Origin of the sequence: Amycolatopsis sp. VS8301801F10 (genome assembly GCF_046195355.1) — a bacterium.
Lineage (GTDB): Bacteria > Actinomycetota > Actinomycetes > Mycobacteriales > Pseudonocardiaceae > Amycolatopsis.
Genome location: NZ_CP176065.1, coordinates 4,484,033 through 4,509,792, shown reverse-complemented (window position 1 = coordinate 4,509,792; position 25,760 = coordinate 4,484,033). Strand labels below are relative to the sequence as shown.

General features: G+C 71.3%; 14 protein-coding genes. 5 read left to right on the top strand and 9 right to left on the bottom strand.

The window, feature by feature from the left end:
- Positions 1 to 281 precede the first annotated feature (281 nt).
- Together F9C11_RS21445 and helR are read left to right on the top strand one after the other, a co-directional pair.
- A complete protein-coding gene (locus F9C11_RS21445; protein WP_409186657.1) occupies positions 282 to 1,388 on the top strand; it encodes an aldo/keto reductase in 1,107 nt (368 codons plus the stop codon).
- Positions 1,389 to 2,856: 1,468 nt separating this feature from the next.
- The gene (gene helR / locus F9C11_RS21440; protein ID WP_409186656.1) at positions 2,857 to 5,028 is read left to right on the top strand and encodes an RNA polymerase recycling motor ATPase HelR; all 2,172 of its coding nucleotides are present in this window, start codon (positions 2,857 to 2,859) and stop codon (positions 5,026 to 5,028) included.
- 319 nt (positions 5,029 to 5,347) lie between these two features.
- Here the strand turns inward: helR and F9C11_RS21435 are convergent, their stop codons facing one another.
- Positions 5,348 to 6,313 carry an Lrp/AsnC family transcriptional regulator gene (locus tag F9C11_RS21435; protein ID WP_409186655.1) on the bottom strand — a complete coding sequence of 322 codons (966 nt, stop codon included), beginning with the start codon at positions 6,311 to 6,313 and terminating at the stop codon, positions 5,348 to 5,350.
- 113 nt (positions 6,314 to 6,426) lie between these two features.
- Here F9C11_RS21435 and F9C11_RS21430 point away from each other — a divergent pair, with 113 nt between their 5' ends.
- The gene (locus F9C11_RS21430; protein WP_409186654.1) at positions 6,427 to 7,839 is read left to right on the top strand and encodes an amidase; all 1,413 of its coding nucleotides are present in this window, start codon (positions 6,427 to 6,429) and stop codon (positions 7,837 to 7,839) included.
- Here F9C11_RS21430 and F9C11_RS21425 read toward each other — a convergent pair.
- Positions 7,768 to 10,935 (bottom strand): BTAD domain-containing putative transcriptional regulator, encoded by a 3,168-nt coding sequence (locus F9C11_RS21425; RefSeq protein ID WP_409186653.1) that lies wholly within the window; start codon positions 10,933 to 10,935, stop codon positions 7,768 to 7,770. The genes F9C11_RS21430 and F9C11_RS21425 overlap by 72 nt on opposite strands.
- Before the next feature lie 95 nt (positions 10,936 to 11,030).
- Between F9C11_RS21425 and F9C11_RS21420 the strand changes: the two genes are divergently transcribed.
- Positions 11,031 to 11,897 (top strand): NAD(P)-dependent oxidoreductase, encoded by an 867-nt coding sequence (locus F9C11_RS21420; RefSeq protein ID WP_409186652.1) that lies wholly within the window; start codon positions 11,031 to 11,033, stop codon positions 11,895 to 11,897.
- Positions 11,898 to 11,907: 10 nt separating this feature from the next.
- The gene (locus F9C11_RS21415; protein ID WP_409186651.1) at positions 11,908 to 12,768 is read left to right on the top strand and encodes an NAD(P)-dependent oxidoreductase; all 861 of its coding nucleotides are present in this window, start codon (positions 11,908 to 11,910) and stop codon (positions 12,766 to 12,768) included.
- Positions 12,769 to 12,996: 228 nt separating this feature from the next.
- On the opposite strand, the gene F9C11_RS21410 is transcribed toward F9C11_RS21415, so the two are convergent.
- The 7 genes from F9C11_RS21410 to F9C11_RS21380 all read right to left on the bottom strand — a co-directional run bounded on the left by F9C11_RS21410 (position 12,997) and on the right by F9C11_RS21380 (position 25,729).
- Positions 12,997 to 15,090, bottom strand: coding sequence for a xanthine dehydrogenase family protein molybdopterin-binding subunit (locus tag F9C11_RS21410; RefSeq protein WP_409186650.1), 2,094 nt, complete (start codon positions 15,088 to 15,090; stop codon positions 12,997 to 12,999).
- Positions 15,087 to 16,091, bottom strand: coding sequence for an FAD binding domain-containing protein (locus F9C11_RS21405; protein ID WP_409186649.1), 1,005 nt, complete (start codon positions 16,089 to 16,091; stop codon positions 15,087 to 15,089). The genes F9C11_RS21410 and F9C11_RS21405 overlap by 4 nt, the downstream gene beginning before the upstream one ends.
- Complete coding sequence (locus F9C11_RS21400) at positions 16,088 to 16,639, bottom strand: (2Fe-2S)-binding protein (RefSeq protein ID WP_409186648.1); 552 nt, start codon at positions 16,637 to 16,639, stop codon at positions 16,088 to 16,090. The genes F9C11_RS21405 and F9C11_RS21400 overlap by 4 nt, the downstream gene beginning before the upstream one ends.
- Positions 16,640 to 16,712: 73 nt before the next feature.
- Positions 16,713 to 17,603 carry a DUF6206 family protein gene (locus F9C11_RS21395; protein ID WP_409186647.1) on the bottom strand — a complete coding sequence of 297 codons (891 nt, stop codon included), beginning with the start codon at positions 17,601 to 17,603 and terminating at the stop codon, positions 16,713 to 16,715.
- Complete coding sequence (locus F9C11_RS21390; protein WP_409186646.1) at positions 17,594 to 18,304, bottom strand: thioesterase II family protein; 711 nt, start codon at positions 18,302 to 18,304, stop codon at positions 17,594 to 17,596. The genes F9C11_RS21395 and F9C11_RS21390 overlap by 10 nt, the downstream gene beginning before the upstream one ends.
- A gap of 10 nt (positions 18,305 to 18,314) precedes the next feature.
- Entirely contained in the window at positions 18,315 to 19,328 is a 1,014-nt protein-coding gene (locus F9C11_RS21385) for an NAD-dependent epimerase/dehydratase family protein (protein WP_409186645.1), read from the bottom strand.
- Positions 19,325 to 25,729, bottom strand: coding sequence for an aminotransferase class I/II-fold pyridoxal phosphate-dependent enzyme (locus F9C11_RS21380; RefSeq protein WP_409186644.1), 6,405 nt, complete (start codon positions 25,727 to 25,729; stop codon positions 19,325 to 19,327). Before F9C11_RS21380 ends, F9C11_RS21385 begins: the two co-directional genes overlap by 4 nt.
- Positions 25,730 to 25,760 lie beyond the last annotated feature (31 nt).

The window sequence follows — 25,760 nt, the reverse complement described above, 5'->3', positions numbered from 1 at the left end:
CGCGTCGGCTTGCTCCTATGCAGCCCCCGACTCCGCCAACGTCGATTTCCTCAGCGCGGCCCGATCCCCCAGCCGCCTCGGCCGAGGTCGGCTTGTGCCCGCCGCATCGCTCGAGCCGGCCCGTGGCGAACGGGTCGAGCGGTGCTTCCCCCTGAGTGCCGAACGCATCCGGGCGCCGTCCGCTGATTTTTGGACTTGCTGGTCCATTTTTCCGCGGGCACCCTGGCCGAGCCAGGCGGGGACGGCCCCGCGCGTGTTTCGGGAACGGAGCGAGGACCCCGATGTCTCTTGACCAGTACTACCTGCTCGGCCGGTCCGGATTGCGGGTCAGCCGGCTCGCGCTCGGCACGATGAACTTCGGCGTCGACGGGTTCCACGCCGCCTACGGGAAGTCCGAGGAGCAGGCGCGGCCGATCTTCCACAAGTACGTCGAGGAGGGCGGCAACTTCGTCGACACCGCGGGTTTCTACACCGCGGGCGAGAGCGAGCGGCTGCTCGGCAAGTTCATCGCCGAGACGGGCGGCCGGGAGCGGCTCGTGCTGGCGTCGAAGTTCACCAACAGCGTCGGCCCGGGCGATCCGAACGCGGGCGGCAACGGCCGCAAGCACATGATCCGGTCGGTGGAGGCGTCGCTGCGCCGGCTGGGCACCGAGTATCTCGACCTGTTCCTGCTGCACACGTGGGACCGGATCACGCCGGTCGAGGAGGTGCTGCGCACGTTCGACGACCTGGTGCGGGCGGGAAAGATCCGGTACGCCGGGCTGTCCGACGTGCCTGCCTGGTACGCGAGCCGCGCGCAGACGCTCGCCGACGCGCATTCGCTGCCGCCGATGATCAGCCTGCAGCTGCCCTATTCGCTGATCGAGCGGACGATCGAAACCGAGCACGTCCCGGCGGGTCTGGAGCTGGGGATGGGAATCACCGCGTGGAGCCCGCTCGGCAGCGGATTCCTGAGCGGCAAGTACCGCAGCTCGGCGGCCGGACTCACCGGCGAGGGACGGCTGACCGGGGAGGGCACCGCCGGGAACTGGACCACGCGCCAGTGGGAGCTGCTGAAAACGCTCGAGACGGTCGCCGGCGAGCTGGACGTGACGATGGCGCAGGTCGCGATCAACTGGGTGGCGACACAACCGGGCGTCGCGTCGGCGATCGTCGGGGCGAGCAGCGCGGAGCAACTGGACGCGACGATGCACGCGCTCGACTTCACCCTGCCCGCGGAGGCGCGCGACGCACTCGACCGCGCGAGCGAGGTGCCTCCGGCGGGGCCGTACCGGATGTTCACGCCGGAGTACCAGTCGTGGCTGGTCAACTCCGGGGCGAAGGTGGGCGACAAACCGGAGGGCTACCGGCCGGTGGTGCGGAACTGGGCGTCGGCGAAGCAGCCGTGAACCGCGCGGGATTCCGCGCTGGGTAAGAAATGATTTCCTCCGCCCTTTTCAAGATATAGCGCACCCCGGGGCTTGCCGCAAGCCCCGGGGGATGGCGCAGAATCGCTGCTCGATCGGGAAATCGAGCTGTCGGGGGCGGGCGTGCGGTTGGTGCGGGCGGGAGCAGGGCTGGGGGCGTGCGGGATTGTCGGGCGGGCAAGGGTTTTGCGGCGCGATCGTCGGAAGCCCATCGGGGCGTGGCACGACCTCGCTACGAATGCCTTGGTGTGGCACGTGATCGCTGCGGCGTTGCGGACCGGTGCGCTGGTTGCGCCGCTGGTCCACAGCGGCACGAGAGATCGCGCTCCGCCGGTATCGACGGTTGGCGGCCGGCATGCGCGCGGTTCGTTGTGCGCCCATGCGCGGGCCCGGTCGTTCGCCGCCCGGCTGGTCTCGTCGGTTTCGCTCTTGGTCGGCTTCCACGGCAGCACCGCACGCGAGTCTGCGGCTGGTTCGCGTGTTTCCGGCACCTTGAGGCTGGTTCTGGGTGCGACAGCGCGGCTTTTCGACACTGGCCACACCGCTGACGCCGTCGCGAGCCGGACGGACCCCGATCTGCGGCCCGTCCCGCGACGCCGCGTCAGGTCGGCAGGCTCGATCGCCAGACGATGCCAATCCGCCCGGTTCGACCCGCGCCCGGTTCGACCCGCGCCCTGTTCGGCTCCGCGCTCGCCTCCGCCCGGCCCGATTCGCGCAGCCGTCCGCGACGGCCCAGCCCGTTCGGCATTGCTTAGCCCATCGCCGGTAGGCGCGCCGCGCCAGGGGTTCGCCAGCCACAGCTGAACGCTCGCCCTTGGCCGAAGCCCGCTGCGCCACGGCACGGCACGGCACGGTCGTGGTGCACCACGGACTCGGCTCGGCCGCAAAGCTCGCCAGGTACGCCGCACCACCGCCTGGCACACGCACCGGCTCGGTTTTGCCCGCCGTTGCCTGACCTCCCCGCCCGACGAATCCAGTCTGCGCCTGGGCTCGGCTCGGCTCGGCTCGGCTCGGCTCGGCTCGGCTCGGCTCGGCTCGGCTCGGCTCGGCTCGGCTCGGCTCGGCTCGGCTCGGCTCGGCTCGGCTCGGCTCGGCTCGGCTCGGCTCGGCTCGGCTCGGCTCGGCTCGGCTCGGCTCGGCTCGGCTCGGCTCGGGAGAGCGTGCCACGCAACCCGCCGACCCACGCAACCCGCCGACCCACGCAACCCGCCGACCCACGCAACCCGCCGACCCACGCAACCCGCCGACCCACGCAACCCGCCGACCCACGCAACCCGCCGACCGTCGCCGCTCCAGGCCGGAAGCCGGAATAGCCGCCAAAGCCGCCAGAAAACAACCAGTCCACGCAGCCACTTGACAGAAGGTGGACAATAAAAAATCGACGCGTCTTCACCAGGCAATCAGAAGTTCGCGCCGAATCTGGTTTCAGATTAACACCAGCGAGGGGCACTTGTCAACTCAGGGGTACGAAGAAGAACTGCGGTCCGAACAGGACTACGTCGCCGGCCTGTACCGGCGGCTCGACGGAGAGCGCGAGCGGGTCAAGGAGCGCTACACCGCTGCCCTCAAACGAAACGACGAGACTCCGGGCGAGCGCGACGTCGAGGTGCGCGCGCTCGCTCGCGAAACGCGGCGGTTGTCGGTCGCGGACTCCGGGTTGTGTTTCGGGCGGCTCGACCCGCTCGACGGCGAGCATTTCTACATCGGCCGGATCGGGCTTTTCGACGAGGACGACGAGTACAAACCCGTCCTTCTCGACTGGCGTGCTCCGGCGTCCAGTGCGTTTTACACCGCGACCGCGGCCACGCCGGAGAACATGCGGCGGCGGCGGCAGTTCCACACGCGCGGCCGCCGCATCACCTCGTTCACCGACGAGGTTTTCGGGCAGCCTGGCGCCGGCGAGGTGAACGACGCCCTGCTGGCCGCGGTCAACGCGCCCCGCGGCGAGGGGATGCGGGACATCGTCGCGACGATCCAGGCCGAGCAGGACCGCATCATCCGGCTCGACCACCCGGGCGTCCTGGTCATTGAGGGAGGGCCAGGAACCGGGAAAACCGTCGTGGCGCTCCACCGCGTCGCGTATCTGCTCTACACGCAGCGCGAGCGGATGGAGCGCCACGGCGTGCTCGTCCTCGGGCCGAATCCGGCGTTCCTGAACCACATCGGCCGCGTGCTGCCGTCGCTCGGCGAGTCCGACGTGGTGTTCACCACCCCGGGCGGGCTGCTTCCGGGGCTGCACGCGCACGCCGAGGACGAGCCGGAAGCCGCGCGGTTCAAGGGATCTCTGCGGATGCTCGACGTGCTCGACGCGGCGATAGCGGACCGGCAGGAGCTGCCCGAGGAACCCATTCTCATCGAATTGCGCGACACCACCGTCCGGATCGACGCGGCCACCGCCGAGTGGGCCCGCGACGAGGCGCGGCAGAGCGGGCGGCCGCACAACGAGGCGCGGGCGGTGTTCGTCGAGATCGTCACGTACGTGCTCACCGAACGCGCCATGTCGCGCATCGGGCGCGGTTGGCTCACGCGCGACGACAAGGAGGAATGGGAGGACCTCCGTTCCACGCTCGTCAACGAACTCCTCGCCGACCCGGCCTTCGTCAAGGCTATCGACCGTCTCTGGCCCGTCCTGACCCCGGAAAGCCTCCTCACCACGCTGTACTCCTCCCCCGCTCGGCTCGACGCGGCCGGCGCCAGCCCGGCGCTGCTGCGCGAACCGGGCGCGCCCTGGACGGTGTCGGACGTCCCGCTCCTGGACGAGCTGATCGACCTCCTCGGCAAGGCGCCGGGCCGGGCGAAACAGCGCGAGGACCAGGCCGAACGCGAGGCGGAGGCCGAGTACGCGGCCGGCGTGCTGGACATCATGCGGCTCGACCGCGAGGAGATGGACGAGGACATCGGCCTGTCCGCGGAGCACCTGCTCTACGACACCGATCTGGCCGAGCGCTTCGTCGAGTCCGACACCCGCGACCTCGCCGAACGCGCCGCGGCGGACCGCGACTGGACCTACCGGCACGTCGTGGTCGACGAGGCGCAGGAACTGTCCGAAATGGACTGGCGGGCGCTGATGCGACGGTGCCCGAGCCGGTCGTTCACCGTGGTCGGCGACCTGGCGCAGCGGCGGTCGGCGGCGGGTGCGACGGACTGGGGCACGATGCTGGATCCATACGTCCCGGGCCGCTGGGCCTACCGTTCGCTCACCGTCAACTACCGCACCCCGGCGGAAATCATGGCCGTCGCGGGCGCGGTGCTGGCGGAGTTCGCGCCCGGGGTCGAGCCGCCGGAATCGGTGCGCGCGTGCGGGGTGCGGCCGTGGTCGCGGAAGGTCGCCGAGGACGAACTGCCCGCGGCGGTCGAGGAATTCGTCCGGGACGAGGCGGGGCGCGAGGGGACGAGCGTCGTCATCGGGCCGCCGGACGTGCCGGGTGCGGTGCCGCCGTCGGAGACGAAGGGGCTGGAGTACGACGCCGTGCTTCTCGTGGACCCGGACTGGATCCTGGCGGACGGACCGCGCGGCGCGGCTGAGCTGTACGTCGCGCTGACCCGGGCGACGCAACGGCTCGGCGTGCTGCACCGCCGCGCGTTGCCGCCGGTGCTGAACGGGCTGGAGGAACGGAGCTAACCGCCGACGGCACAGCTCTATCGCGACACCGGACGGCTCGCGGGCAGACCAAGCGACGCATCGCCGCTGCTCAGCGGGCTCGAGGAACGCCGAGCTAACCGCCGAGGGCACAGCTCTATCGCGACACCGGACGGCTCGCGGGCAGACCAAACGACGCACTGCCGCTGCTCAGCGGGCTCGAGGAACGCGGGCAACCGCCGTAGGCACAACTCGCGGACGGGCCGTTGCGTCGCACTCAACCCCGCGACGCAACGGTCCGGCGTACTGCACCGCCGCGCGTCGCCACCGTGCTGAACCAGGCTGAAAACGCAGGCAACCGTCAGGAGCGCAGCTCCGGCGCGAGAACGCTGCTGCGCTTCAACGCCTTCAGCACCACCCCGGTATGCACCGAATCCGCCTGCCTGGACCAGCCGGAGCTGCCGACGAACTCGTGCAACGCGGCGATGTCGGGCAAGGTCACGTCAGCCAGCAGCTGATACTCGCCGGTCATCGCCGCCGCGTAGCGCACGTAGCGCGAGCCCAGCAGGGCGCGGCCGATGTCGTCTACGTAGTGCGGGCGGCAGCGGATCCACAGCAGCGCCTCGACCGGCAGCCCGAGCACGGCTGGCTCCACGACTGCCCGGATGAACACCTTTTCCTCGCGCCGCAACGCTTCCAGCCGACGGCGGACGGTCGATTCCGAGATACCGGCGGCGCGGGCGAGTTCCTCGTGGCTTCGGCGGCCGTCCTCGCGCAGCGCGCGCACGATGGCGCGTTCGTCGCTGCTGAAGGCCACCCCGTCCGGCTGCCGGGGCTGCGGGGTCGGCTGCGGCAGCGACGAGATCGCCGTCGTTTCGGCTGGGCTGAGCAGGCCGGGCTGCCATTCGTGGATCGTGCGGTAGTAGCGCGTGACGGTATCGGCCGTCAGATCGTGCAGGCCGGGGATTGCGGCCATTTCGTCGAACATGAACGTCGGCAGCCGGTTGCGGTCGCAGAAGACCTCGGCGACCAGTTCGCCCTGTCCGGTGATGAGGTAGCAGAAGCTCGTCTCCGGCCGTCCGGCGAGCGCGGTGCCCGCGGGACGGCCGAGTCCGGCCCGGCAGCGGCCGCGCACCAGCAGCGGGACGCCGTGCGGCGAAACGGCGACCACCGTCACGACGCCGGTGCGCAGCAGGTGCGTCCCGCGCCGCGCCACCGTGCGTTCCGGTGCGTCCAGGACCTCGGCGATCCGCCGCCAGGACGCGCGGCCGTCGACTTGCAGCGCGCCGGCGATTCGGCGGTCGAGCGGGTCCAGCGTTGCCGTCATCAGCCAATACTCTGGCTGATTCCGTCATTTGTCGAGCAGGTCTTGTCCGAGGCCAGCACCAGGCGCGAAGCTGACGTCTCGAACGGACACCAGCGGCAGGAGAGGGAAAGCCCGTGAGCGCTGAGGAGATCTGCTACTTGCCCGCCCGCGAGCTGGCCCGGCGGCTGCGCGTCCGCGAGCTGTCCGCGCGGGAGGTGCTGCAGGCGCATCTCGACCGGATCGAGCAGGTCAACCCGCAGATCAACGCGATCGTCACGCTCACCGCCGAGCGCGCGCTGCGCGAGGCCGCGGCTGCCGACGAACGGCTCGCGCACGGCGAGGAAGCCGGTCCGCTGCACGGGATTCCGGTGGCGCACAAGGACACGCACGACGTCGCCGGCGTCCGCACCACCTACGGCTCCCCCATTTTCGCCGACCACGTGCCGGACAGCGACACGCTCGTCGTCGAACGGATCCGGAACGCGGGCGCGATCACGCTCGGCAAGACGAACGTGCCGGAGTTCGGGGCCGGTTCGCACACGATGAATCCGGTCTTCGGGGCAACGCGCAACCCGTACCGGCGGGAGCTGTCCGCGGGCGGCAGCAGCGGCGGGGCGGCGGCCGCGCTGGCCGCGGGCCTGCAGCCGCTCGCCGAGGGCAGCGACATGGGCGGTTCGCTGCGCAATCCGGCGTCGTTCTGCAACGTCGTCGGCTTGCGTCCGTCGCCCGGCCGCGTGCCGACCTGGCCGGCGACGCTGCCCTGGGAAGCGCTGGGCGTGCAGGGGCCGATGGGGCGGACGGTCGGCGACGTCGCGCTGTTGCTGTCCGTGATCGCCGGGTACGACGAGCGCAACCCGATCGCGCTCGACCAGCCCGCGGCGCCCTTCGCCGGGTCTCTCGAAGCCGACCTGACCAGCCTGCGCGTGGCGTGGTCGCCGGATTTGGGCGGCCTGCCGGTCGACCCGGCGGTCACCGCGGTGCTGGAACCGGCGGTGAAGGTGTTCGCCGACCTCGGCTGCCTCGTCGAACCAGCCTGCCCGGACCTCGCCGCGGCCGACGAGGTGTTCCGCACCCTGCGCGGATGGCTTTTCCACGCGGGATTCGGGAGACTGCTCGAACAACATCCGGACAAGATGAAGCAGACACTCGCCGGCAACATCGCTTTCGGCGCAACGCTTTCCGGGGCCGACCTCGCGAACGCGCAGACGCGGCAGCTGCAGCTCATCACCGGGATGCGCGAGTTTTTCACCCAGTACGACCTGCTGCTCGCGCCGGTGAGCCAGCTGCCGCCGTTCCCGGTGGAATGGGAGTACCCGGAAACCGTTGCCGGGCAACCGATGCACGACTATCTGGAGTGGATGCGCTCGGCGTACTCGATCTCGGCGACCGGCTGCCCGGCGCTGTCGGTGCCCGCCGGGTTCACCGGCGACGGCCGCCCGGTCGGGTTGCAGATCATCGCGCCGCTGCGAGGCGAGCTAGGGCTGCTGCGGGCCGCGCATGCTTTCGAGCAGGCTACCGGGTACGGCAGCCAGCGGCCGGTCTTCTGAGGACCCCCGTTCGCCGCCCGCGCGGAACTCGGCCGCGAACTCCGCCGCGCCGAGGATCTCGCTCGCGCGGGCGGTGATCCGGTCCACGTCTCCCCGCTCCGCCGCGGGCAGCGGGGCTCCGACCCCGGCCCGGCAGGCCGCGGCCGCGCCCAGCAGACGCGCGGCTTCGCGAGCCGCGCCGGCCAGTGCGTGCGCTCCCGCCAAACCCTCCAACGCCAACGCGATCGCGCGCGGATCCTCCGTCCGGCGGGCGATCTCGTAGCCTTCCCGCTGCCGCCGCAACGCGGTCTCCGGATCGCCGCGCAATTCGGCGACAAAACCGAGTTCGGCGAGGATCAACGTGTTGCCCGGCTCGAAATCGACCTGCTTGTTCCATTCGAGCAGCGTGCGCAAATGCTTCTCGGCGAGATCGAGGTCGCCCTCGCGCCGGGCGCCGAGGGCCAGCCCGGTCAGCGCATACATCTCCCCCGGCGTGAAGCCGTGCTCGGCGGCCACCTCGCGCGCCCGTTCGTGCAGTTCGCGGGCTGCGGGGAAATCCTTGCGCAGCAACGCGACCCGCCCCAGCCACGACAACTGGTACGACGCCTCCGGCCACAAGCCCAATTCCTCGGCGATCCGCAGTCCTTCGGTGTAGCCAGCCTCGGCTCGCGCGTAATCCCCGGAAAGCGTCCCTAAAATGCCTTGCGCGAAAATCGCCTGCAGCTGACCCCATTTGTCGCCGATTTCAGCGAACAGTTCCGCGCAGCGATCCGCGTACCGCCGCGCTCCCGCGACGTCGCCTCTCGCCAGAACCTGGCTCGCCCGGTCGCCGCTGGCCGAGGCGATCCCCCATCGGTCGTCGGCGGCTTCGAAGGCGGCGAGCGCGTCCAGGGTGAGCGGTTCGGCGCCGGGCAGATCGGCCACTGTGGACAGTGCGTAGCCGAGGAACCACTTGGCCCGTGCGCTCATCGGCTGCTCGGCCACGGGACGCCAGTCGGGCCGGTCGCCCGCGAGGACGCCGAGCGCGGTGAGCGTCGCCTGCGCTTCCGTGCGCAGGTCCGGGTCGCCGCCGGGCAGGCTGAGCGCGGCGCGCAGGGAACGCATCGCTTCGGCCATCCGGCCGCGCAGGAAGCGGTACCAGGCCAGCCGGTTCGCCAGCCGCAACGCGTCGTCGGCGCTCCCCCACCCGGCCAGATTCTCCGCCGCGGCACGCAGATTCGGCAGGTCCGCGTCAAGCCGCTGCAGCCATCGCCGCTGGTCCCGGCCGCGGAGACCGGCGTCCGCCGCCCCGGCGAGCTGGACGTAGTGCTCCGCGTGCCGTCGCCGCGTGTGCTCGGCTTCCCCCGCTTCGCGCAGCCGCTCCAGGCCGTATGCCGCCACCGATTCGAGCAGCCGGTACCGCGGCACGCCGGTGCTCGCGGGCACGACCAGCGAGCGGTCGACGAGCTTCGCCAGCAGACCGAGAACCTCGCCTTCCGCGACTCCGCCGCCCGCGCAGACCGCCTCGGCCGCGTCCAGCGAGCAGTCTTCGGTGTGCACCGACAACCGTTGCAGCACAAGGCGTTCCGGTTCGCTCAGGAGTTCCCAGCTCCAGTCGATCATCGCGCGCAGCGTCTGCTGCCGGGCGGGCACTCCGCGGCGAGTGGTGTCCAGCAGACGGAACCGGTCGTCCAGCCGGCGCAGCAGCTCCGGTACGCCCAGCGCGCGCACGCGGGTGGCGGCGAGTTCGAGCGCGAGCGGCAATCCGTCCAGCTTCCGGCAAATCTCGGCGACCGCGGCCGCATCGGAACTGTCCACAGTGTACCCAGTGTCGGCAACCCTGGCGATGAACAGCTGCGCGGCACTGTCGTGGTCCAGCGGCGGCACCGGGAACTGCGTTTCCCCGGCGAGCCCGAGCGGTTCCCGGCTGGTGGCGAGAATCCGCAGCCCGGGCGCGGCGGCCAGCAGCCGCCCGGCGGTCGCGGCGACCGGCTCGATCAGCTGCTCGCAGTTGTCCAGCACGATCAGGGTTTCCTTGCCGCGCAAGGATTCGGCCAGCCGTTCGGCCGGATCCGCCGGGGCGGGCGCCGCCGCGTCCCGGATCCCCAGCGTCGCGGCGATCGCCTCCACCACCCACTCGACCGGCGGGCACTGGCTCAGCGCGCATTCGTGGCGGTCCATGCCGGTCAGCTCCACGAGCCAGGCGCCCGCGGCGAACTCTCCGCCGAGCCGGTGCGCGGTCTCCAGCGCGAGCCGGGTCTTGCCGACGCCGCCGGGCCCGGTGAGCGTCACCAGGCGGGATTCGCGGACGAGCGTGCTGACCGCGCGGACCGCGGCGGTCCGGCCGACCAGTTCGGTCAGCGGCACCGGAAGCTGCGGGGCGACCGCGGTCAGAGCCGGATCCTGCGCCAGGATCGACCGGTGCAGCGCGGTCAGCTCGGGACCGGGATCGAGGCCCAGCTCGTCGGCGAGCCGGCGGCGGAGTTCGTCGTAGGAGGCCAGCGCTTCGCTCTGCCGTCCGGCCGCATACAGCGCGCGCAGCTGGAGAGCCCGCAGGCGTTCCCGCAGCGGATGCTGCCGGACGAGGTCGGCGAGTTCCGCGGTCAGCGCGGCATGTTCGCCCAACGCGAGCCGCGCGTCGGCGAGGTTTTCTTGCGCGACAAGGCGATCCTCCTCGAGGCGCTGGATCACCGGCTGCGCGAAGGCTTCGTCGGCGAACTCGGCGAGCGCCGGGCCCCGCCACAACGCCAACGCCTCGGTGAGCAGCTCGACCTTCGACCGCGGGTCGTCCGCCGCGCCCGCGTCGGCGAGCAACGCACGGAACCGGCCGGCGTCGACCGCCTCCGGGTCGAGCCGGAGGACGTACCCGGGCGGTTGATATGCCAGCGCGCGGCCGGAGCCGGGTTCGGCGCGCTCCAGCGCCCGGCGCAGCTGCGAGACCTTCGTCTGCAGGGTGTTGACCGGGTTGCCGGGCAGCTGCTCGCCCCACAGGTCGTCCGCCAGCCGGTCCGCGGACACCGGACGGCCCTCGTGCACGAGCAGGACCGCGAGCAGGGTCCGGACCTTGGCCTCGGGTACCCGCACCGGCCGTCCGTCGTCGCTGCTCACGGCCAAGGGCCCCAGGATGCCGAATCGCACGGATCCACCGTAACCGCCTCCGTGCGCGGACCCCCAGCGAACCGTGCGCGGCGCCCGGCACCGTGGTCGGCAGAGCGACGAACGGGAGGGACGACATGTCCGGGAACACGGCCTCGGCGACCGTGCTGGGGCTCGGGGCGATGGGCAGCGCGCTGGCCGGTGCGCTGCTGGGAGCGGGACGGCCGGTGACGGTCTGGAACCGCTCGGCGGACAAGGCGAAACCGCTGGTGGAGCGGGGTGCGGCGGCGGCGGGGTCGGCCGCGGAGGCGATCGCGGCGAACGAGCTGACGATCGTCTGCCTGCTGGACGACGCGTCGGTGCGCGAGGTGCTCGAGACGGCCTCGCTCGCGGGCCGGACGGTGGTGAACCTGACCAACGGCACCCCTCGGCAGGCCCGCGAACTGGGCGAATGGGTGGCGGAGCGGGGCGGGAAGTTCCTCGACGGCGGCATCATGGCGGTGCCGCCGATGATCGGGCAGCCGGGCGCGTTCGTGTTCTACAGCGGGCCCAAAGACGTGTTCGACGCGCACCGCGACGCGTTCGACACGTTCGGCGGCAGCAACTACGTCGGCGAAGACCCTGGGTTGGCCGCGTTGCACGACCTCGCGCTGCTGTCCGGGATGTACGGCCAGTTCATCGGCATCTTGCAGGCCTACGCGCTGATCCGCAGCGAGGGGCTCTCGGCGGTCGAATTCGCGCCGCTGCTGAGCGGATGGCTGACCGCGATGGGCAGCTTCGCCGAAACCGCCGCGGCGGAGATCGACAGCGGCGACTACACCCAGAACGTCGTGTCGAACCTGGGGATGCAGGCCGCCGGGTTCGAAAACCTGCCGCTGGCCGCCGCCGACCAGGGGGTCAGCGCCGAACTGCTCGCGCCGCTGCACCAGCTGCTCCTGCGCCGGGCCGCCGACGGCCACGGCGCGGAAAACCTCACGAGCGTCATCGAACTGCTGAAGAACTGAGGAGAATCCGGTGAATGTGACGATGATCGGCCTCGGCCCGATGGGCCAGGCGATGGTGCGAGCCTACCTGGCGGCGGGCCACGAGGTGACGGTGTGGAACCGCACCGCGAGCCGCGCCGACGGGCTGGTGGCCGAGGGCGCGAAGCACGCGGCGACCGTCTCCGAGGCACTGGCGGCGAACGAACTGGTGCTGCTGAGCCTCACCGATTACCAGGCGATGTACGACATTCTCGCGCCGACTGAGGACGCGCTGCGCGGGAAGATCGTGGTGAATCTCAGCTCGGACACGCCGGAGCGGACCCGCGTCGCCGCGGAATGGCTGGCCGCGCGCGGAGCGGAGATGATCGCGGGCGGGATCATGGTGCCCGCGCCGGTCGTCGGCACCGAGGGCTCGTTCGTGTTCTACAGCGGCGCGCAGCAGACGTTCGAGCGGGTCGAACCGGCCCTGCGCGTCATCGGACGGCCGGACTACCGGGGCGCGGACCCGGGCCTGGCGCAGCTGTACTACCAGTCGCTGCTGGACCTGTTCCTCACCACGCTGTCGGCGTTCCTGCACTCCGCCGCGCTCGCCGGCACGGCCGGGGTGTCCGCCGCGACGCTCGTGCCGTACGCGACGGAACTGCTGACGCTGGTGCAGACGTCGCTGGACGAGGCGGCGAAGAACGTCGACGGCGGCAGCCACCCCGGCGACCGGGCGAACGCCAAGATGATGGGCGCGACGGCCGACCACGTCCTCGCCGCGAGCCGGGACGCGGGCATCGACGTGGCCCTGCCGGCGGCGGTGAAGGAACACTACGACCGCGCCGTCGCCGCCGGGCACGGGCGGGACAGCTGGACCAGCCTGTTCGAGGTGCTGCGCAGCAAGGCGTGACCCCTTCGCGGTCTGGGAGCCCGCCAGTGGGGGCTTCCCAGGCCGCGATCCCGCACGCAGAGCCGCGCTGGGAAGGGCGTTTCCGCGGCCCGGTCGTCCGCCAAGATGGCGACCGTCCTGGTGGGCACCGGAGAACTGCACCTGCCGATCGGCACGGCGTCGCCGAGCGTCACGGGACGGGCGCTCCGGTTGCGGAGCAGTGCGGGTTCCTGCCCGGCTTGCCCAGTCCTATCCAGCCGCACCGGGCAAGCCGGGCAGCAGCTTGTCGAGCGTGATGGGCAGCTCGCGCACCCGGACCCCGGTCGCGTGGTGGACCGCGTTCGCGATCGCCGCCGCGGTTCCGACGATGCCGATTTCGCCGATTCCCTTGCTGCCCATGGGATTGAGGTGCGGGTCGGTTTCGTCGAGCCAGTGCGCCCGCAGGTCTTCGACGTCGGCGTTCGTCGCGATGTGGTACTCGGCGAGGTCGTGGTTGACGACGTGCCCGAACCGCGGGTCGAGGACGCTGTTTTCGTGCAGCGCCATCGACAGGCCCATGGTCATGCCGCCGAGCAGCTGCGAACGCGCGGTGACCGGGTTGACGATCCGGCCGACGGCGAACGTGCCGTGCAGCCGTGAAACCCGGACCTCGCCGGTGTCGGCGTCGACCCGCACCTCGGCGAACTGCGCGCCGAAGCCGTACATGGAGTACTGCTTCTCGGCCGGGTTTTCCGGGGTTTCCGCCTGTGCTTCGTCGCCGTCGCCGGGGTCGGAGCCGTACTTTTCCCGGAACGCCCGCGCGGCCGCGACCACGGCCGAGCCCCACGACGCGGTCCCGGTCGAGCCGCCGGCCACGGTGGCTTTCGGGTAAGCGGTGTCGCCGATCCGGAGGTCGATCGACTCGACGGGCACGTCCAGTGCATCCGCCGCGATCTGCGGCAGGATCGTCCACGCGCCCGTCCCCAGGTCAGCCGCGCCGATTTCGACGGCGTAGCGGCCCTTCTCGCAGCGGATCGTCGCGCTGGACCCGCGCATCCGCTTCGCCGGGTACACCGAGGCCGCGACGCCGCTGCCGACCAGCCACGGCCCGTCGCGGCGGACGCCCGGCCGCGGGTCGCGCTCGTTCCAGCCGAAGCGTCCGGCTCCGGTGCGCAGGCATTCGACCAGGTTCCGGCTGGAGAACGGGAGACCTGTCTCGGGATCGCGCTCCGGTTCGTTGCGCACCCGCAGCTCGATCGGGTCGAGTCCGAGCGCCTCGGCGAGTTCGTCCATCGCCACTTCCGGGCCGAACATCCCCGGGCACTCCCCCGGCGCGCGCATCCACGACGGCACCGGCACGTCGAGCCGGGCGAGCCGGTGGCTGGTGGCCCGGTTCCGCGCGGCGTACATCATCCGGGCGGGAGCCGCGGTCTGCTCGGCGAATTCCTTGATCCGCGAGGTCTGCTCGACGACATCCATGCGCAGCGACTCCAGCCGTCCGTCGCGGGCGGCGCCGAGGCGGACCCGCTGGATCGTCGGCGTGCGGTACCCGGCCAGGCTGAACATCTGCTGCCGGGTCAGCGCGAGCTTCACCGGGCGGCCGGGCACGGTCCGGGCGGCGAGCGCGGCGAGCACCACGTTGGCGTGCGGCAGGCCCTTCGAACCGAAGCCCCCGCCGAGATACGGGCAGATCACCCGGACTTGCTCGGCGGGCAGGCCGAACACCTTCGCGAGCGTGGACCGCACCGAGTGCACGCTCTGGGTGGAATCCCACAGCGTCAGCACGCCGTCGTCCCACAATGCCGTCGTCGTGTGCGGTTCGAGCGGGTTGTTGTGGTACATCGCCGTGGTGTAGGTCTGGTCCACGGACACGGCGGACCCGGCCTCGACGTCGCCCTCGCTCGTGTCGGTCGGGAAGCTCGGGTTGACCTTGTCCGGCTGGTACAGGTCCGGAGCGTCGGCCGCGAGCTGGACGGTGAAGGGATCGGTCTCGTACTCGACGTCGACGAGTTCCGCCGCGTGCCGCGCGGTCTCGGAGGATTCGGCGAGGACGAGCCCGATCACCCGGCCGCGGAACGGGATTTCGCAGTCCTGCAGCACCGCGAGTTCCGCGTCGTCGGTGTCGGCGAGCCGCTCGGCGGTGAAGGGAGTGATCAAGCTCTGGACGCCGTCGAGCGCTTCGGCTTCGACCGCGCTGATCCGCAGGCAGCGGCCGCGTGCGACGGTCGCCTGGATCGGATGGCAGTACAGCGGCGCCTCGACGGGGACTTCGTAAGCGTACGGCGCGGTTCCGGTGACCTTCGCCGGGCCGTCCCGGCGGGTGAGCCCGCGTCCGATCGCGCGCGGTTCCAGCAGTCCGGTCATCGGTCGCGCTCCTCGGCGGTCAGGTCGCGCAGCACCGCGGCCAGGGTGCGCGCGGCGAGCGGGATCTTGAACGCGTTGCCTCCGTCGAGACCGTCCAACGCCTTGGCCTCGGCGAGTTCGGCGTCGGCGGCCGCGCGGAAGACGTCGGCGCTGGGCCGGGCACCGCGGAGGACTTCCTCGGCCCGCCGAGCGCGCCACGGTTTGTGCGCCACGCCGCCGAACGCGATCCCGACGTCTTCGATTTCTCCATCCTTAATGGACAGTCCAACTGCGACAGAGACCAGCGCGAAAGCGTAGGAGGCCCGGTCGCGCACCTTGCGGTAGGCCGAGCGACGCGACCACGGGGTGGCGGGCAGCGTGATGTCGGTGATCAGTTCGCCGTGTTCGAGCACGGTGTCGCGCTCTGGGTGTTCGCCGGGCAGCCGGTGCAGTTCCGGGAACGGCACCGCCCGCTCCCCCGACGGGCCGATGACCTGGACCCGCGCGTCGAGCATCGCCATGGCCACCGCCATGTCCGAAGGATGCGTCGCGACGCACTGGTCGGACGCGCCGAGGATCGCGTGGTGGCGCGTGTAGCCGCCGAGGGCTGAGCAGCCGGAGCCGGGCGAACGCTTGTTGCACGGGGTCGTGACGTCCTGGAAGTAGACGCATCGGGTGCGCTGCAACGGGTTCCCGCCGACAGTGGCCATGTTCCGCAACTGCGGCGACGCCCCGGACAGCAGAGCCTCGGCCAGCGCCGGATACCGCTCCCGGACCCGCTGGTCGGCGGCGAGGTCGCTGTTGCGGACTCCCGCGCCGATCACCAGCCCGCCGTCTTCCTCTCGGATCTCGGTCGACAGCAGGCCGGTCAGGTCCACGAGCCGGTCCGGCCGGGCGACCCCGAGCTTCAAGTGGTCGACAAGATTGGTGCCGCCAGCGAGAAACATCGCCGACGGCTCGGCCGCCACGGCCAGCACCGCTTCGGCCGCCGTCGCGGGTTTGCCGTAGGAGAACGGTTTCATCGCTGTTCACCCGCCTCGCGGACCGCCGCGAGGATGCCCGCGTAGGCACCGCACCGGCAAAGGTTTCCGCTCATCCGTTCGGAAATCTCCTCGTCAGTCCACTGCGGAGAGTCAGCGACCGGCTTGGTGACGTGGCTGGGCGCGCCGCTGGCGAACTCGGTCAGCAACCCGGCGGCCGAACAGATCTGGCCCGGTGTGCAGTAGCCGCATTGGAACCCGTCGTGGTCCAGGAAGGACTGTTGCAGAGAATGCAGTTCGCTGTCCTGGGCCAGGCCAGCGGCGGTGGTCACCTCGGCGCCGTCGCAGGTCAGCGCGAGCGTGAGGCAGGACAGCACTCTGCGGCCGTCGAGGAGGACGGTGCACGCCCCGCACTGGCCGTGGTCGCAGCCCTTCTTGGGGCTGTAGTCGCCGATCTGCTCGCGCAGCAGGTCCAGCAGCGTGCGGCGCGGATCGACGGTGAGTCGATGCTCGGTCCCGTCGACGCGCAGCACTATCGCCCGGACCGCACCGGCGGCTTCCGGCCTGGTCTCCGTCTCGCCCGGTCGCATACCGCCGCCATACCCGCTCTTCCCGGCCCCAAACCTCCGCCTGGTCGCCCGGGGGTCGCCCGCCGGCGCCCGCTCATCGGCGGATCGCGGGCGGCAGCAGGAACGGGTAAGGACGACGGCGCACGGTGCGCTGCCAAAACCGGTCCGCCTTGCGCAGCCGCTGCACCAGCGCCCACATCCGGGCGTCGCCGGCGTAGTAGCGGGCCACTTCGCGGCTGCTCAGCGGATTGTCGAGGACCTCGTTCGCCTGCTCCAGGAAGACCGGCACCAGCGGCTCGAGCCGGTCCTTGTGCAGGTTTCCGAGGAAGTCGAGCACGATTCCGCGCGTCGAGTAGTACTTGTCGGTAGCGGCCTTGAGCAGGCACGCCTTGACCGCGCCGCGCAGGATCCACGGCAACGACGTGAGCAGCAAATCCACGTCGACCTGCTCGCGGCCGCGGCTGTCTCGCAGGAAGGGGGTGGTGACGTCGACGAACACGAGTTCGCCGTCGAGGTCGAACCAGTTGCTGGCCTGGGCGTCCAGTCCCAGCGTGGGGCCGGCCGCTCGCTCGATCGTGGTCAGGTATCGCGCGAAGAAGGACTTGGCCCAGCCGAGATCGCGGGTGTGCAGAAGGTTCGAGCAAAGCCGCGCTGGTGGGAGCGCTTCCTGCACGCAGTACGCCACGCCGCCGCTTCGGCCGTGCGGCAGGTAGCGCAACTCGGTCGGTGCCACCGTGATGCCGTGGGCGCGCAGGCGTCGGACGTAGTCGGCGAGTGTGTCTTGATACCGCTGGAACCGTTCGTAGTCCGGGAACGGCGGGAGCCGCTTGCAGGCGAAGGTTCCTTCCCCGGTGCGGACTTTGAGGACCAGCGTGTCCTCGCCGTGGCCGAGAACGTCGAAGTCGCGGTAATCGCCGGACCGCAAGGCGGCCTGCACCTGGCTTTCCAAGGCATCGAGATCGCGAGCCGCGAGCGCTAGGGACACGACGGTTCTCCCTTCTCCACCACAGCACGAAGGGCCGCGAGTTCGGCGCGGACGGCGTGCAGCACGCGAGGCCTGGCCGCGCCGGCGAGAAAGAAATGCCCGCCGGAGAACTCGCGGACCACCAGGGATCCCTCCGTGTAGGACCGCCAAGCCTCGACATGCGCGGCAGTGGCAAGCGGATCGTCGCTTCCGCGGAACGCGGTGACCGGGCAGCACAACGGTCGGCGCGGCGTCCATGCATAGCTGTCGCAGACGGCGAGATCGGCCCGCAGCACGGCGCTTGCGCAGCCCCCAGTGTCCAGAGCGAACAGTCGAGCGTCGGTGCCGTACAGATGCGGGGCCCGGCTGCCGGAGACGAAGAGATGCAGAGGTTCGGCGTGGCCTCGATCGCGCAAGCGGCAACTGAGTTCGTAGGCGAGCAACGCGCCCATGCTGTGGCCGAAAAGCGCGTACCGGTCGGCGAGCCCGTGTTCGATCAGTGTCGTGGCCAAGTCAGATACCAACGGTTCGAGGTTGGTATACGGACGGGCCGGGCGGTGGCGCCCGCGGCCTGGCAGCAGGACCGGAACGACTTGCGCGACCTCCGCCAGCGGTCGTTGCCAGCCCTCGTAGGTCGACGCCGTTCCCCCGGCATGGTGCAGGCAGACGAGCCGCACGGCGGCGTCCGTCTTTCCGCTGAAACCGGGCAGCCACGGGGACACCGGGCTCTCGCTATCGCTTGACGTGTCGCCGCCCCTCTTCCGACTGGAGCCAGTCGATCGTGCGCCGCATGCCCTCCTCGAAGCTCACCTCGCCGGGCAAGCCGAAGTCGCGCCGCGCGCTGTCGATCGGGAACAACTGGTTCCGTTCGAACAGATGCACCGCGTGCCGGGTCAGCATCGGGCGGCCATTCAGCCGAAGCGCACCGTAAACGGCTTCGAAGGCCAGCGCGAGCCCCGTGGCGACCGGCGCGGGCAGGTTCAGTTTCGGCTCGCCGACCCCCAATCCGCCGGCGAGCACCCGGAGGTACTCGCGCCAGGTGGTCTCCTCCCGGTCCCGCAGGTTGTAGACCCGGCCGGCCGCGGATCCGGCGGCCGCGGCGGCGATCATCGCGTCGGCCACGTTGTCCACATACGCCAGGCCAGCCGGCGCCCGGCCGCCGCGGACATACATCATTTGCCCCCGCAGCAACAGATTCGCGACCTCGATGACGAAGTCTTTGCTGCCCGGGCCGTACACCGACACCGGCCGCACGATCGTCAACGGCACGTCGCCCTCTTCAGCTGCCCGGCGCACTTCTCGTTCGCCCAGCAGTTTGCTGCGGTTGTACGGCAGCCCGACGTCCCGCGGCGGCGTGGTCTCGGCGCAGGGCCGCTTCGGATAGCCGTAGACATCGGTGGTGCTGACGTGCACGAAGCGGCGCACGGTACCGGAACGGGCGGCGGCCCGGACGAGGTTCGCCGCGCCTTCGACGTTGACCTCGCGGAACTCGCTCCACGCACCCCAGTCCGCGGATTTCCCGGCGCAGTTGTACACGCACTGGACCCCGTCCGCCGCCTCGGCCAGTGCGTCCACATCGGACAGTGCACCGACGTGGAACTCGACCGGCAGGTCCGCCAGCTGCCGCCGATCGCTGTGCTCCCGGACCAACGCGCGCACGCGATGCCCGCGTCCGGCGAGCCGGCGGGCCAAGCGGCCGCCGATGAATCCGCTCGCGCCGGCCACCAAGACGGTCTCGCCGGTCACTGCCGGGCTCCCGCCGCGCGCATGGCCTCGACCAGCCGGTCGAGGGAGTGCTCCAGGTCGTCCTCGCTGTGGTCGGCGTTGACGAAGAACCGCAGCCGGCACTGGTCGCGGTCGACCGCCGGATACCCGATCGGCATGGCGTTCACCCCCAGGGCGAGCAGTGCGTTCGACACCGCGATCGCCGTTTCCCACGCGCCGAGGAGCACCGGGATCACGGCCGATTCGCGGGACACCCCGATGTCCAGCCCCCGCGCTCTCGCCCCGGCCCGGAACAGCTCCGCGAGTTCCCGCACCCGGGCGACCCGCTCCGGTTCGTCCTTCACGACCCGGATGGCCTCCAGCGCCGCCCCGGCGTTGGCGGGCGAAATCCCGGTGCTGAAGATGTAGAGCGGCGCGGTGTGTTCGAGGTATTCGATCAGCGGCGCCCGGCCGGCGACGTATCCGCCGAGGCTGCCGAGCGCTTTGCTCAGCGTGCCCATCCAGAGGTCGACGTCGGTCCGGTCGACGCCGAAGTGCTCGCCGACGCCCGCGCCGGTGGCGCCGAGAACGCCGATCGAATGCGCCTCGTCGACCATGAGCAGCGAATCGTGCCGCTTGGCGACCTCGATGAACCGCGGCAGGTCGGGAATGTCCCCGTCCTGGCTGTACGCGCCTTCCAGCACGATCAGGGCCCGGCGGTGGCGATGGCGCGCCGCGCGCAGCCGGTCGTCGAGCGAAGCCCAGTCGTTGTGCGGGAACGGCTGCCGCTGCGCTCCGGACAGCAGGCAGCCGCGCACGACGCTGTCGTGGATCCAGCGGTCGTGCAGGACGAGGTCCGGCGGGCCGAACAGATGCCCGACGATGGCCACGTTCGCCGAGTGGCCGCCGGAGAAGACCATCGCGTTCTCGGTGCCGAGGAACGCGGCAATTTCGGCCGCGAGTTCCCGGTGCAGCGGCGTCTGGCCGCACAGCAGCGGCGTCGCCGACGCCGAGGTCCCGTAGCGGTCGACGGCGGCTTTGGCCGCTTCGCGGACCCGAGGGTGGTGCGAAAGGGCCAGGTAGTTGAACGCCGCGAAGTTGACCGTGCGCTTGCCGTCGATCGTCGCGTGCCCGGAATTGCCGCCGTCGTGGAGCCGGGCGTAGGGATTCGGGCCGCCGAGTTCGACCTGGCGCCGGCGTTGCCGCAGCGCGACGTACTCCGGCCACTGCTCGAATTCGGTCCGCTCCGCGGGAGATTCCGGCGGCTCGTCCTCGCCCGCCTCCAGGAGATCCGCCAGCTGCTCCACCGTCGGGTCTTCGGCCAGCGCTTGCCGCACCTGCTCGGCCTGACGCTCGGACAACGGGCTGAAGTGCCGCCGCAGCTCGGTCACCATCAGCGAGTCGAACCCGAGGTCCGCGCCCAGCCGGGCGTGCGGCGGGATCTGGTCGGGGGCGAATCCGGACACCCGGGCGAGGTGGTGCAGGAGTCTTCGCCGGGTCAGGACGGGGACCGCGGTCGCCGGATCGTGCCCGGCGGCGGGCTCCCGGGGCTCCCCCGGCGGTTCGCCCGCGGTGGCCGTCTCGAACCAGCAGGACTGCGGTTCGTAAACGGAATACGGGACGTCGACGGGTACGCGGATCCGATGCCGGTCGAGCGCCGCCCAGTCCACACTGCCGTCGGAGCAGTGCAGCCGTGCCAGCGAACGCAGCAGGGTCTCCCACTCGCGTCCCGGCCGCAGCGACGGCAGCCAGAGCGCTTCGGCCGGGTCGGAGGTCATTGCGCGGCCCAGCGCGAGCAATGCCGAATTCGGCCCGATTTCGGCGAAAGCGTCGCAGCCGAGCCGCTGCAACGCGGCGAATCCGTCCGCGAACAACACCGGGCTGAGCAGGTGGTCCGCCCAGTAGTTCTCGTCGACGCTGCCGACCGCTTCGCCGGTCAGGTCGCTGATCCACGGGGTCGTCGGCGCGGAGAAAGCCACCTTCTTGGCGGCATCGCGCAGAAGCGGAGCCGCTCCGGCCATCATCGGCGAGTGGAACGCGTGCGACACGCGCAAGGGCCGCACGTCCACCGAACGCGCTTCGAGTTCGCGCCGGACGGAGGCGAGCTGCGCGGCCGGTCCGGCCAGCACCAGACGACCGGGCGCGTTGACCGCCGCGACGACGACCTCGGGCCGCTGGAGCGCGATCGCCCGGACGACCTCCGCGTCGCCGAGGCAGGAGAGCATCCCGCCGCTCCCGCTTTGCGCCTCCATGTACTGCGCGCGCAAGGCGACGAGGGCGAGCACGTCGTCGAACTGGACCGCGCCGGAAACACACGCGGCGCTGTAGGCCCCGACGCTGTGTCCCAGCACAGCCTCCGGGCGCACTCCGGCGGACATCCACAGCCGGGCGAGCGCGACCTCCAACGCGACGAGAGCCGGTTGGCAGTACCGCGTCCGCGTCAGCCGGTCCTCGTCCGGCTCGGAGAACAGCAGTTCCGGGAGCGGGCAGCCGAGCAACGGCCGCAGCACCAGGTCCGCCTGGTCGATGGTCTCGCAGAACAACGGATGCGCCTGGTAAAGCTCGCGTCCCATTCCGGCGTACTGCGCTCCCTGCCCGCTGAACACGAACGCGACTTTCCGGCGCTCGGCCCGGTCGACATCCCGCACCACCGCGGTCGAGGGGGTGTTCGCGGCGAGGGCGGCCAGCGCGGCGTCGAGGTCTTCCGCGGCGGAACCGACTGCCGCACCGCGATAGCGCAACCACGCGCGTCCGGTGTTCGCGGCGCGGCACAGGTCGCCCAGCTTGGTCTCCGGGTTCGCGGCCAGGTACCGGCGGTAGTCGCCGGCCAGCGTCCGCAGCGCGGTGGGCGTGTGCCCGGAGAGGCACAGCACGTGCGCGGCCCGTTCCGGAGCCGGGTCGGCGGGCTCTCCCCGCGGGGCTTGTTCGAGGACCACGTGCGCGTTCGCGCCGCCGAATCCGAACGAGCTGACCGCGGCCCGGGCGGGGCCGCGGTTGAGCAGCTCGGTCCGCTCGGTGGACACGGTCAGTCCCGATCCGGCCCAGGCCAGCCGGGTGCTGGGGGTTTTCAGGTGCAGCTGCGGCGGCACCTCGCCGTGGTGCACGACCAGGGCGGCCTTGATCAAGCCGGCCACGCCCGCGGCGGCCTCCAGATGCCCGATGTTGGCTTTGACCGAGCCGACCAGGCAGGGCTTGTCCTCGGCGCGGCCGGTTCCGTAGACCGCGGCCAGCGTCTCCCATTCGACCAGATCCCCGAGTTTCGTCGCGGTGCCGTGTGCTTCGACGTAGTCGATCTCCTCGGCCGAGACTCCCGCCTTGTCCAGCGCGCGCCGGATCACCTGCCGTTGCGCGAGACCGCTCGGCGCGGTGAGCCCGTTGGTGCGGCCCCCGTGCGCGACGGCGGATCCGTTGATCGTCGCGTAAACGCGGTCGCCGTCCGCTATCGCCTGCGACAACGGTTTCAAGCACACGAGCCCGGCGCCCTCGCCGCGGACGTAGCCCTCGGCGTCGTCGTCGAACACCCGGCAACGGCCTTGCGGGGCAAGCATTTGCCCCTGCGCGAAGGCGATCGACGGCATCGGGGACAGCATGAGGTTGACGCCGCCCGCGAGCGCGAGACCGCATTCGCGCTCGCGCAGGCTTCGGCAAGCCAGATGCACCGCGACCAGCGACGAGGAGCAGGCGGTGTCGAGGGCCAGGCTGGGGCCTCGCAGGTCGAGCAGATAGGACAGCCGGTTGGCCGCGATCGCGTGCGCGTTGCCGGTCGCGGTGTACAGATCGGGAGCGTCCGGCCGGGCCGAACGCAGCGTCGCGTAATCGTTGCTGCTGATGCCGACGAACACCCCGACGTCGCGGCCGGCCAGGCTGGTCGGAGCGATGCCCGCGTCCTCGACGCACTGCCACGCGATCTCGAGCAGCAGGCGCTGCTGAGGGTCCATCTGCTGCGCTTCGCGGGCGGAAATGCCGAAAAACCGGGCGTCGAACTGGTCCGCGCCGTCGATGAACCCGCCGAAACCGGGGGCCGGGCACGACTCCGCGTCCCAGCGCTGCGCGGGCACTTCGGTGACGGCGTCCCGCCCGTCCAGCAGCAGTTTCCAGTAGGACCGCGCGTCGGCCGCGCCGGGCAGCTTGCAGCCGATCCCCACGATCGCGACCGGTTCCTCGCCGCGAGGATCCGCCGCGCGCTCCGGCGGCGCCGCTGGAGCCGGGCGGCCGAGCCGCTGCGCCAGCTCCCGGATCGTCGGATGGTCGAACACCGTGCCCGGCGTCACCTCGCAGCCGAGCCACGAGCCCAGCTCGTCGACGAGCGCGACCAGCTGCTGCGAGCCCACCCCGAGTTCGGCCAGCGGCAGCGCCGGGTCGATCGCCGCCGCCGGGAGGCCGAGCTGGTCGCCGATCCGCGCTCGCAGCCACTGCTGGAGTTCGGCCGGGGTCGCGCCGGCGCGCTGCTGCCGCCGACGGCACAAGGCGAGCAGAGTGTCCGTCCGGGGATCGACCAGGAGCGGCCCGATCGGCACGGCGATGCCCCATCGCGTTTCGATGGTCCGGACCAGTTCGACGAGCTGGGGGTACTCGAGGCCGAGTTCGGCGAAGCCGCGGCCCGCTACGTCGGTTCGGCCCGCCGCCTCGGCGAGCGCTTGGAGCACGGCCGGCGGGGCCGGCGGGACCGCGTCGGCGCGCGGGGCGGAAGTCCGCGTCACGCTCGCCGCCGAAACGGCCAGGCCGAAGCTCCGGAACGCCCGGCCGCACGCCTGTCTTCGCAGTTTCCCGCTCGTCGTCTTCAGCAGGCCGCCCGGCCGGAGCACGACGACGGCGTGCGGGGAAACCGCGTGTTCGGCTCCGATGCGAGAGCGGACCGTCGCGAGCAGACTGTCCAAGTCGTCGCCCGGCCGTCCGGCTGCTTCGAGGGCCACGACCATCTGCTCCGCGCCGTCGATCTCGGCGGAGAACGCCGCGACGCTGTTCGCTCTCGCCGCGCCGACCGCGTTCTCCACGGTCAGCTCGATGTCCTGCGGATAGTGGTTGGTCCCTTGCACGACCATGACGTCCTTGGCCCGGCCCACGACGAACAGTTCGTCCTGGTGCTGGAAGCCGAGATCTCCGGTGCGCAGGAAGGAAGCGCCCGGCTCGTCCGCGACGGCGGCCGCGAAGACCCGGGCGTTCTCCTCGTCCTTGCCCCAATATCCTCTCGCCACGCTCGGCCCGGCGACCCAGATTTCCCCTACCCGACCGGAAACCACCCGCTTCCGGGTTTCCGGGTCGACGATCGCGACAGTGACCCCGTCCGCGGCCGGACCGCACCCGACGAGCCGGGCAGTGCGGCCGGAGCGGCCGGTCGGCGGCGCGGGATTCCCCTCGGCCACCGTGCTCGCGTCGAAGGCGCGCCGCACCGGCTCGGCCGCCGAATCGGTGGCGGTCACCATCAGGGTCGCCTCGGCGAGGCCGTAACACGGAGAGAACGCGCGCCGGTCGAAACCGCACGGCGCGAAAAACTCGGCGAACCGTTCCAGAGTCTCGGATCGGATCGGTTCCGCGCCGTTGACGGCCACCCGCCACCGCGAAAGGTCGAGGGTGTCCCGCTGCTGCTCGGTGATCTTGCGCAAGCAGTGCTCGTAGCCGAAATTGGGGCCGCCCGAGGTGGTGGCTCCGGTCGCGGACAGCGTTTCCAGCCACAGCATCGGCCGCCGGGCGAACGCCAGCGGCGGCAGGAAATGCAGCGGTATCCCGGCGTAGAGGGCGGTCAGCACGCATCCGATGAGGCCGAGATCGTGATAGAGCGGGAGCCACGAGACGATCGCCGAGTTCTCGTCGTGCCCGAGCCGGCGATGGATCGCGGCGAGATTGTGCAGCACGTTGCCGTTGCTGACCATGACGCCCTTCGGCGCCGCGGTCGAACCCGACGTGTACTGCAGGAAAGCGAGCGAATCCGCGCCGGTTCCCGGATCGTCCCAGTCCCCGGCGAGCGCGGGGTCCACCTCGTCGGCGACCAGCCACCGGAGCGCGCCGAGTCCCGGTGCGGCATCGCGATTTCCGTTGCGCTCGACCAGATCCGCGGTCGTCAGCGCGTGCGTTGCCGAGCAGTCCGCGGCCATCAGCGCCAGCCGCCGCAGCGAATGGGCGGACCGGGCGGTGTCCGGCGGATACGCCGGCACCGCGATCGCACCCGCGTACTGGCAGCCGAGAAAACTGCCGACGTAGTCCAGTCCCGGCCGGTGCACCAGCAGCACCGGCTTGCCGCGCAATCCCTCCTGCCGCAGGCGAACCGCGACCGCGCGCGCGTACCGGTCGAGTTGCCGGTACGTCCAGGCTTCGCTCGCGTCCGAACCGGTGACGAACCGGTAGGCGAGTTCGTCCGGTCCGCACGCGAACCGGTCTCGCAGCAAAGCCGCCAGCGTCGCGGGCGAACCCGGACGCGCTTCGGTCGTCCTCGAATCCCGGCCCATGGCCGCTACCTCCCCCAAGGCGATCTGGACA